Source organism: Micromonospora sp. A3M-1-15, from assembly GCF_024213425.1.
In the GTDB taxonomy this organism is placed as follows: domain Bacteria; phylum Actinomycetota; class Actinomycetes; order Mycobacteriales; family Micromonosporaceae; genus Micromonospora; species Micromonospora chersina.
In genome coordinates, this window is sequence record NZ_JANAVK010000001.1 from 2044650 (window position 1) to 2053525 (window position 8876).

The 8876-nt window shown below is 75.4% G+C and carries 10 protein-coding genes; 3 read left to right on the forward strand and 7 right to left on the reverse strand.

From position 1 onward, the window contains the following. From NLX85_RS09655 to ssd, 4 genes are all read right to left on the reverse strand, one after another. The gene (locus NLX85_RS09655; RefSeq protein ID WP_254333502.1) at nt 1-735 is read right to left on the reverse strand and encodes a type II secretion system F family protein; all 735 of its coding nucleotides are present in this window, start codon (nt 733-735) and stop codon (nt 1-3) included. Continuing rightward, nucleotides 735-1457, reverse strand: a complete 723-nt coding sequence (locus NLX85_RS09660; RefSeq protein WP_374628062.1) for a hypothetical protein — start codon at nt 1455-1457, stop codon at nt 735-737. The genes NLX85_RS09655 and NLX85_RS09660 overlap by 1 nt, the downstream gene beginning before the upstream one ends. 404 nt (nt 1458-1861) lie before the next feature. Then, the gene (locus NLX85_RS09665; RefSeq protein ID WP_254333504.1) at nt 1862-3076 is read right to left on the reverse strand and encodes a TadA family conjugal transfer-associated ATPase; all 1215 of its coding nucleotides are present in this window, start codon (nt 3074-3076) and stop codon (nt 1862-1864) included. Next, nucleotides 3073-4176, reverse strand: coding sequence for a septum site-determining protein Ssd (ssd, locus tag NLX85_RS09670; protein ID WP_254333506.1), 1104 nt, complete (start codon nt 4174-4176; stop codon nt 3073-3075). The genes NLX85_RS09665 and ssd overlap by 4 nt, the downstream gene beginning before the upstream one ends. A 284-nt stretch (nt 4177-4460) precedes the next feature. Between ssd and NLX85_RS09675 the strand changes: the two genes are divergently transcribed. Continuing rightward, nucleotides 4461-4907, forward strand: coding sequence for a hypothetical protein (locus NLX85_RS09675; RefSeq protein ID WP_254333508.1), 447 nt, complete (start codon nt 4461-4463; stop codon nt 4905-4907). Between the two features lie 73 nt (nt 4908-4980). Here the strand turns inward: NLX85_RS09675 and NLX85_RS09680 are convergent, their stop codons facing one another. Both NLX85_RS09680 and NLX85_RS09685 read right to left on the reverse strand, forming a co-directional pair. Next, nucleotides 4981-5955: a CU044_5270 family protein gene (locus NLX85_RS09680; RefSeq protein WP_254333510.1), complete on the reverse strand. Its 975-nt coding sequence runs from the start codon at nt 5953-5955 to the stop codon at nt 4981-4983. Further along, entirely contained in the window at nt 5952-6572 is a 621-nt protein-coding gene (locus NLX85_RS09685; protein WP_254333512.1) for an RNA polymerase sigma factor, read from the reverse strand. Before NLX85_RS09685 ends, NLX85_RS09680 begins: the two co-directional genes overlap by 4 nt. 296 nt (nt 6573-6868) lie before the next feature. On the opposite strand from NLX85_RS09685, the gene NLX85_RS09690 reads away from it, so the two are divergent. Further along, nucleotides 6869-7249 carry a VOC family protein gene (locus tag NLX85_RS09690; protein WP_254333513.1) on the forward strand — a complete coding sequence of 127 codons (381 nt, stop codon included), beginning with the start codon at nt 6869-6871 and terminating at the stop codon, nt 7247-7249. A 46-nt stretch (nt 7250-7295) separates the two neighbouring features. Here NLX85_RS09690 and NLX85_RS09695 read toward each other — a convergent pair whose 3' ends face one another. Beyond that, nucleotides 7296-7700, reverse strand: a complete 405-nt coding sequence (locus tag NLX85_RS09695) for a VOC family protein (protein WP_254333515.1) — start codon at nt 7698-7700, stop codon at nt 7296-7298. Between the two features lie 395 nt (nt 7701-8095). On the opposite strand from NLX85_RS09695, the gene NLX85_RS09700 reads away from it, so the two are divergent. Then, nucleotides 8096-8876, forward strand: a 781-nt coding sequence (locus tag NLX85_RS09700; RefSeq protein WP_254333517.1) for an HAD family phosphatase, incomplete at its 3' end; no start/stop codon positions are given.

Sequence of the window (8876 nt, forward strand, 5' to 3'; positions counted from 1 at the left end):
TCAGAGCACGTCGCCGAGGACGGCGACGATCACCGGCACCAGACCGGCGAGAATGAAGGCGGGCAGGAAGCAGAGCCCGAGCGGCAGCACGATGAGCACCCCGGCCCGCCGGGCGGCCGCCTCGGCCGCAGTCGAGCGGTCGGACCGCAGGTCGTCGGCGAGCCGGGTGAGCGCGCCGGCCAGCGCGGCGCCGCTGCTCGACGAGCGGATCGCGCCGGTCACCAGGCGCTCCGCGCCCGGCACCGGTCCCAGGTGCTCCCACGCCTCGGCCGCCGTGCCGCCGAGTTCGAGCGTCCGCCCGACCCGGCCGAGCCGGTCGGCGAGCGGTCCACCGAGCGCGTCGGCGACCGCCAGCACCGACCGGTCCACCGGTGCGCCGGCCCGGAGCGCGGCGGCCAGCAGGTCGGCGGCGAGGGGCAGGTCGGCGGCCTCGCGGAGCCGGCGGTCGCGGACGGCCCGGGGCTCGATCCGGCGCAGCAGACGGTCGGCGGCCATCCCGGCCAGCGCCCCGACGAGCACACCCGCCCAGCCGCCCACCACGACCAGCGCGGCCACCCCGGCCAGGCCGGCGCCGAGCCGGATCCGGTCCGGCCACCAGGCCGGGCGGCTCCGCTCCGGCGGCCGGTTGGGGACGAGGAGGCGCAGCCGCCGCGCCGGACGGGCGGCGGGCCCGGACACGACCAGGAGCAGCGCCGCCCCGCCCAGGCAGGCGGCGGCCACCACGGGGCGGGACATCAGGTGGCCCGCCCGGGCGCGGCGCCGAGGCGCTCCGCCCAGATCAGCCCGCCGATCTGCAACGCGACGGCTGCGACGGCGCTGCCGCCGCCGACCGGGGTGTGCAGGAGCACGGCGACCGGGTCGACGCCGATGGCGTACCCGAGCCCGATCCCGCCGAGCGGCAGCCCGGCGAGCAGCCAGGCGGTCGCCCGGGCACCGGCCGCCTGTGCGGCGGCCGCGGCCAGACCCCGTTCCGCCGCCCGGGCGTCTGCCTCGATCCGTTCGAGCAGCTCGGCCAGGGGCGCCCCGGTGCGGTCGGCCAGCCGGACGGCGGCTCGCGCCAACCGGGCGACGCGCCGCGGACCGTCGCCCATCCCCCCGCCGGGCGGCAGCCCGGCCCGCAGGTCGGCGGCGAGCGCGCCGAGCTGGTCCAGGTCGCGGCGGTGGGCCAGGTCGGCCGCCCGGCGGAGCCGCCGGCGCCGCACCGCCCGCGCCGCGAGCGTGCCGTAGGCGGCCAGCACCACCGCGGCCACCGGGCCGCCGAGCAGCGCTCCGGCCCCGGCGCCGACCACCGCCGCCGCCGGCAGGGCAGTTCGCCCGGCCAGCGGAGCACGACCGCCCCGGTGGGATGACCCCGGGTGGGGTGCGGACGCGACGGCACCCGATCGCCAGGACCCGAGCCCGGCGGCCAGCCGGAGCGCGCCACCGGCGGCGAAGGCGGCAACCAGCCGGGGTCGCATGCCGCGACCCGAGGGGAACCGAGCGATGGCCGACCGGGACCGGGCCGCGTGATGGGTGGCGAGCAGACGTGCGGCCGGCCCGGACCGGGGATCACGATCAGTGCGGATGAGCCCGGAAGTCGGGCGCGTCGGGTCCCGCCGGCCCGGCGGGCGGCCCGGAGGGGGACGGTCGGCGGAAGGTCCGGGCAACGTCGGGCGCCGTCGAAGGCCGCTGGGGTGGGGCGTCCGCAGCATCGTTCCCGGTACCGCCCCGGGACAGGCTCGCACCGTCGGCACTTCGCCATGGCGAGCGGGATTCCCCAGGTCGAGGACCGCGTGCCGCCGGGCCCGGCCGAGGCGCATCGGCCAGGCGACCGCCACCGCGGCGCCGGTCAGGAGCGTGGCGACCAGCCACACCGGGCCGGTCACGACGGGCCCGCCGAGCCGGGCCACGCCGCGCAGAGGATCGGTGGCATCGCCACCCCCCGCTCGCGCAGCAGGGCGCCGAGCGGTCGGGCCCCGAGCCCGAGCCCGCGGCCGCGCAGCCAGGCCGGGACCACGGTGACCGCCCGGTCGCCGCCGCCCTCGGGCAGGAGCAGGCTGACGGACTCCAGCACCCGGCCCTCGGTGGTCCGCCGGACCTGCAGGAGGACCTGGAGCGCGGCGGCGACCTGGGCGTGCAGGGCGGCCCGCGGCAGACCACCGAGCATCCCGAGCGCCTCCAGCCGGGCCGGTACGTCCGTCGCGGCGTTGGCGTGCAGCGTCCCGGCTCCGCCGTCGTGGCCGGTGTTCAACGCGGCGAGCAGGTCGACCACCTCGGCGCCCCGGCACTCGCCCACCACCAGCCGGTCCGGCCTCATCCGCAGCGCCTGCCGGACCAGGTCGCTCAGCCCGACCGCCCCGGCGCCCTCCACGTTGGACGTGCGCGCCTGGAGACCGATCACGTGCGGGTGCACGGGCCGCAGCTCCGCCGCGTCCTCCACGAGCACGATCCGCTCGGTGCCCGGCACCAGCCCGAGCAGCGTGTTGAGCAGAGTGGTCTTGCCGGAGCCGGTCCCGCCCGTGACCAGGTACGCCAACCGGGCGGCCACCACGGCGGCGAGCAGCGGGGCGAGCGGTCGGGGCACGGTGCCCTGCCGGACCAGTTCGTCGAGGGTGAACGGCCGTTGCCGGAAGGTGCGCAGCGACAGGTAGGGCCCGTCGGTCGCCACGGGTGGCAGCACGGCGTGCAGCCGGGTGCCGTCGGGCAGCCGGGCGTCGGCGTACGGGGAGGCGTCGTCGAGCCGGCGTCCGGCGGCCGCGGTGAGGCGCTGGGCCAGCCGGCGGACGTCGTCGACAGTGCCGAGCGGCACGGCCACCTGGTGCAGGCCCCGCCCCCGGTCGACCCAGACCCGGGTGCCGTTCACCAGCACGTCGGTGACCTGCGGATCGGCCAGCAAGGGCGCGAGCGGGCCGGCGCCGACGAGGTCGTCGTGGACCCGGTCGGCGATCCGCAGCAGGGCGGTGTCCCCGAGCACGGCGGCGTCCGGCTCGGCGCGTACGGCGGAGACGATGGCCGCGGGTGTGACCGGAGTGGCCTCGGCGGCGAACCGGTGCCGGACCCGGGCGGCCAGCTCTCCGGCGTCGGCCGGCCCGGTCACGCCGCACCCGCCGCGGGCACGTCGGCCAGTCCGTCGAGGAGGCGCTGGCAGAGCACGGCGAGCGGGCCCTTCCCGGTGGCGGCCGGCGCCTCGCCGCGTTCCAGCCCCCGGCAGAGCCCGGGCTCGGGCCGGAGTGTGCCCGCCAGCGGCAGCCCGAGCGCCCGGGCCACCTCGCCGGCCCGGAGCCGACCCGGTGCGGGACCCCGCACGACCACCGCCAGGTCGGCGCAGTGCGGGGCGGCCACGGCGACGACCCGGGCCGCGGCGGCGGTGGCGCGCAGCTCGGCTGGCACGACGATGAGTGCCCGGTCGGCCGCCTGGAGGGCGACCACGGCCGCGTCGTCCAGGTGCCGGGGCAGGTCGAGGACCACCACGTCGCGGCCTCGGCGGGCGGCGTCGACGGTGGCGGCCATCGCCTCGGCCGGCAGGTGCCGCAGGGCGCCCCGGTCCCAGGAGAGGACGACCAGGTCGCCCCGGCTGGGCAGGGCACGGACCAGCGACGGCGGGTCCACCCGGCCGTCGGTGCCGGTGAGGCCGGGCCAGCGCAACCCTTCGAGCTGCTCCCAGCCGAGCACGAGGTCGAGGCCGCCGCCGAGCGGGTCGGCGTCCACCAGCAGGGTGCGCAGCCGGGCCCGGGCCGCCGTGACGGCGAGGCCCCCGGCCAGCACGCTGGCGCCGGCGCCGCCCCGCCCGCCGAGCACCGCCACGACGCGGGCGGGGTTCCCGCCCGGCAGGTCGACGGCGCACTCGGCGAACCGGTCGACCAGCCACGGCTCGGCCGCGGGCAGGGTGGCGACGTGCTCGGCGCCGATCAGCTCGGCGACCTGCGTACCCGGATCGAGCTGCCCGGAGCGACCGACCAGCACCGTGCGGGGCCGGCGCGGCAGGCGGGCCCGCAGGCACGCCTGGGCCTGGTCGGCGCCGACCAGCACCAGCGGCGCCGGTGTCCAGCGGGCCCGCGCGGCGGCGGGATCGGCGGCCAGCTCGACCTCGGTGCCGCCCGCCGCGGCGAGCCGCAGCAGTTCGTCGAGGAGGTCGCCGTCGGCGGTGACGAGCAGGGGCAGCCGGCGGTACGGCGGCAGCGGGGTACGGGGCGGCATGGCGGCCTCCAGCGGTCGGACTCGGACGTGCCGCGGAGCAGCCTGCCGGCGGGATCGGCGCACCGGCGCCCGACCGGGTGCGGCTGTGGACGACGGGACCGGCTGTGGACAGCCGCCGATCAGCCGGTCGATCTGCTATGGGCCGCCCATCGCCACCGACTGTCCTCAATGTACTCATTTGTCGGTGCGGTGTGACGGCGGCGACGGTGTCTGCGGTAATTGACCGGCAGCAGTGTTCGGGTGAAGAGATGCCCGGCTGTCCGACTGCGGAGAGAGGAACGGGGATGCAGAGAACCTGGCGGAGGGCGGCCCTCGCGGCCAGCCTGTCGATCACGGCGGCACTGGGCGGGCTCGTGGCCACCGCGCCGGCACAGGCGGAGACGGTGCCACTCGAGCTGGGGCTGACCGTCGCCCCGGACGGCCTGTTCAGCACGATCAGCGGCAAGGCGATCGTGCACGGCACGGTGACCTGCAGCCAGCCGACCTCGGTCACGGTGAGCGGCGTGGTCGACCAGGTGGTCAAGAAGGTGCTGGTCCGCGGCCGCTTCGGGGCCCTGGTCGACTGCACCCCGGGCGCGCCCGTGGCGTGGACGGCCGCGGCGACCCCCAACGACACCACGCCGTTCGGGAAGGGCGCCGCCGAGGTGAGCACCGAGGCGTCCGCCTACGACGCCGACTACCAGCAGTACGTGGTCTACGACACCTCGATCGTGGACCTCGCCAAGTCCTGACCAGCGGTGACGCGGGCGGCCGGATCACCAGGTCCGGCCGCCCGCGCACGCGCCTGTCGGCGTGCCCGATCGGTCAGCCGGTGCGGCCCGGCGCGTCCACGATCTTCCCGGCGACCCGGACCAGCTCGACCTCGACGTCATTCTTCTTCAGGCTGACCCCCTCCGGTGTCGTGTGGTCCTCGACCACCACGGTCCGGCTGCCGAGGAACTCGTGGGTGGCCGGGTCGAGCAGGATGTCCTCGCGCCGCCAGCCGTCCAGGACCATGCCCACCGCGATCGCCGGCCGTCCGTCGAAGTCGACCGGCTCGCTGGACCGGGTGACGCCGGGGATCAGGGCCAGTGCCCGCAGAAGGGTCGCCTTCACGCCGGGCGGCAGCACGTTGTCCCGCAGCATGGAGTCGATCATCAGGTACGGGACACCGTCGTCACCCTTGCCGGACGGGCTCCGGGCGCGTAGCCAGTCGAGCAGTGCCCGCGGGTCGGTCGGCAACCCGGCCAGCGTCGGGTAGTCCTGCGGCGGCACGACCTGCGGCAGGTCCGAGCTCTCCGTGCTCACTTCGAGCTTGCCGTCGACCAGCATGGCGCTCTGCCGGCCGTCGGCGCGCTGCCACGACCGCGTCGTCTCGCGGGTGGCCTGCCCCTTGTCCTCGGCGAGCTTGCCGCGGACGATCCGCAGCTCGACGAAGGTCCACTGGTCGGGGCGCGGTGCCGTGAACGGCTCGGTCTCGGCGTGCACGGCGGCCAGTTCGAAGGTCCGCGCGACCGACCCGCTGGCCTCGGAGGGCACCCGTGGGACCGGGGGGTCCACCGGGGCGGGGCCACCGACCGCCACCACCCCCGCCACCAGGGCGGCGGCACCGAGGGCGGCCAGGCCGGACCGCCACGCCCAGCCCGGCACCCGCCGGGCGGGCCTGCGTCCCTGCGGCACGGTGGCGCGAGTTTCGGTGATGCGGGCCAGCAGCGCCGCCCTGGCCCGGTCCTGCGCATCCGGCGAGGGCGGCTCGATCTCGCTCCAACCCTCCCGCAGCGCGGTGATGTCGTCGATCACTCGGAATCCTCTCCGGTTGCCGTCGGATCGGCGCCACCCAGCGCCGCCCGTAATCTCCTGCGCGCCCGGTGCAGCCGGGACCGGACGGTGCCGGCGGGAACCTCCAGCGCGCGGGCGACGTCTTCGCAGGTCAAATCCGCCCAGGCGACCAGCAGCACCACCTCCCGGTCGGCCGGCGCCAGCTCCTCCAGCGCCGCCGCGAGCCGACCGCGCAGGGCCTGCGCGTCGAGGCGTACGGCGATCCGGTCGGCCGCACCGTCGATGCTGTCGCGGTCGGCGGCGCCGGCCTGCTCCGCGCGGGCCAGTGCCCGGTACCGCCGTGCCTCGGTCCGCTGATGCCCGGCTATGAGGTTGGACGCGATGCCGAACAGCCAGGGCCGGGCGCTGTGCTGCGTGGTGTCGTAGCGCCGCCAGTGGTCGAACGCGACCAGGAACGTCTCCGCCGCCACGTCGTCGGCCAGGTCGCGACCCAGCCGCCGGCTCGCGTAGCCGTGGATCGCCGGGTAGTAGCGGTCGAAGATGGTGTCGAACAACGCCGGATCCCCGTGCATCCGGCTGATGATCTGGGCGTCGGTCTGCCCGGCGGGGGTGCACACGTCTCGTGTCACCACACCCATGGATTCTCCTTCTGTCCCGCATCCCTCCTACACGGCCGAGGGCTCACCCCTACTTCGCCGACGGCGGCGGGAGTGTTCGCGACGGCTGTGGGCCTGCGAGCGGCAAGCTGCGGCGGCGCCGCTCAGACCGCGTCAGCCCCGCCGGTCCTCACCTCTGGGCTCAGCCCGACGGGCACCCTCGTCCAGACCCGCTAGCCTCGCCCGGTACGGTCGCGCGGGTGTTCTCACTGCGGGGAGCCCATGAGATCCGCGTGCGGCCGCCCCCGCAGTTCCCATGCTGAGAGTAGGTTTCGTCAATGGCATGCCGTATCGGTGAGCTCGTGCTCAAGTGCCGCGACCCCGAGGTGCTGGCGCCGTTCTGGTGCGAGGTCCTGGACTTCGTGGAGCTCGATCGCGAAGCGGAGGGCTGCATCGAGATCGGCCCGCGCGAAGGGTTCGGCGGCCCACAGCCGACGATCTTCCTCATCCGCAACGACGAGCCGAAGAACGGGCCTGCCCGGCTGCACATCGACGTCAACCCCACCGACCGCGATCAGGACGCCGAGCTCGAGCGCCTCCTGGCCGCCGGGGCGAAACTCGTCGACATCGGTCAGCCTGCGGATGCGTCCTGGCACGTCCTCGCCGATCCAGAAGGCAACGAGTTCTGCCTGCTCAGGCGCCGCCTCGACCCACTCTGACGGCCCTCACGGAGGCGGCGCGGCAGGAGTCCGACCGCAGGCCGACTCACCAGCTGGCCGGGCCCTGTTTCGTCAAGTGGCGGACCAGGCAGAACGGATGCCCGGCGGGATCGGCATAGATACGCCAACTGCGCCCATCCGCTCCATCGTCGAGCACCGTAGCCCCCAGGGCCAGCACCTGTTCCTGGGCGCGGTCCGGGTCCGCTACCTCGAAGTCCAGGTGAAACTGCTGAGGCCGGGCCGGATCGGGCCAGAGCGGTGGCCGGTAATCCGCCACACGCTGGAAGGCCAGGACGAGGGCGGACGGCGTGTGCAGCGTCGCCCAGTCGTCGCTGAGCATCCATCGCTGATCCCGCTGATCGACGACACCGCCGAGGAGGCCCTGGTAGAACTCGGCAAGTTCCGCCGGGTGGGAGCAATCCAGCACCACACACTGCAGGTCAGCGATCACGTGCCGATCCTAGAGACCGCCCGCGTCCTGCCTGCCCGTGTATAGGCGACGGAGCCCTCGCCCTGGAAAGGGACGACCCCCGTCGGGGGGAGACGGGGGTCGTCGTGAGGTTCGGCTCCGGGGGGGTCGAGCCGAACCCACTCAGCGGTCACGGGGGGTGCAACCGCCGAGGGTCCATATTCTTCGCGGTCGACGGGACGTGAACTCTCGTCGCGAGCACAAGCATGCCGCAATGGACCCTTATACGTCGAGTGGTGTTCACTCCACGCAACGCTAATTTATGGCCCACAGGTGTGACAGCAGTCACTCTCGCGGGTACACCTCCCGGACGGGGTGGCTCCGAGAGCCCCCGGGGGACCAGCCGAGCGTGCCCCGTCGGGCTAGACTTTCGCGCCGTGGGCCGGAGTGCCGCTTTCTTCGATCTCGACAAGACCGTCATCGCCAAGTCGAGCGCACTGGCGTTCGGTCGGCCGTTCTACCGGGACGGGCTGATCACTCGCCGTGACGTGGTCAAGTCGGCGTACGCGCAGCTGATGTTCCGGCTGGGCGGCACCGACGAGCAGACCATGGCCCGGACCCGGGACTACCTCGCCACGCTCTGCAAGGGCTGGCCGGTGGAACAGGTCCGCCAGATCGTCGCGGAGACGCTGCACGAGCTGATCAACCCCTACGTGTACGCCGAGGCCGCCGCCCTCATCGAGGAGCACCAGGCCGCCGGGCGGGACGTGGTGCTGGTCTCCGCCTCCGGCGAGGAGATGGTCCGTCCCATCGGCGAGCTGCTCGGGGTGACCGACGTGATCGCCACCCGGATGGCGGTGGCGGAGGGCCGCTACAGCGGCGAGGTGGAGTTCTACGCGGCCGGCCCGCGCAAGGTCGACGCCGTCGGCGAACTGGCCCTCGAACGGGGCTACGACCTCGCCGACTCCTACGCCTACTCCGACTCGTACAGCGACCGGCCGCTGCTGGAGTGCGTGGGCCACCCGACCGTGGTCAACCCGGACCGGGCGCTGCGCCGGCTGGCCGTGGAGAACTCGTGGCCGGTGCTGGAGTTCCGGCACCCGGTGCCGCTGGGCCGGCGGCTGCGGGAGCGCCCCGCCGTGCCGGTCGCCGCGGCAGCCCTGGGCGTGGGCGTCGGCGTGGCCATCGGCATCGCCTGGTACGGCCGGCACCGCCGCA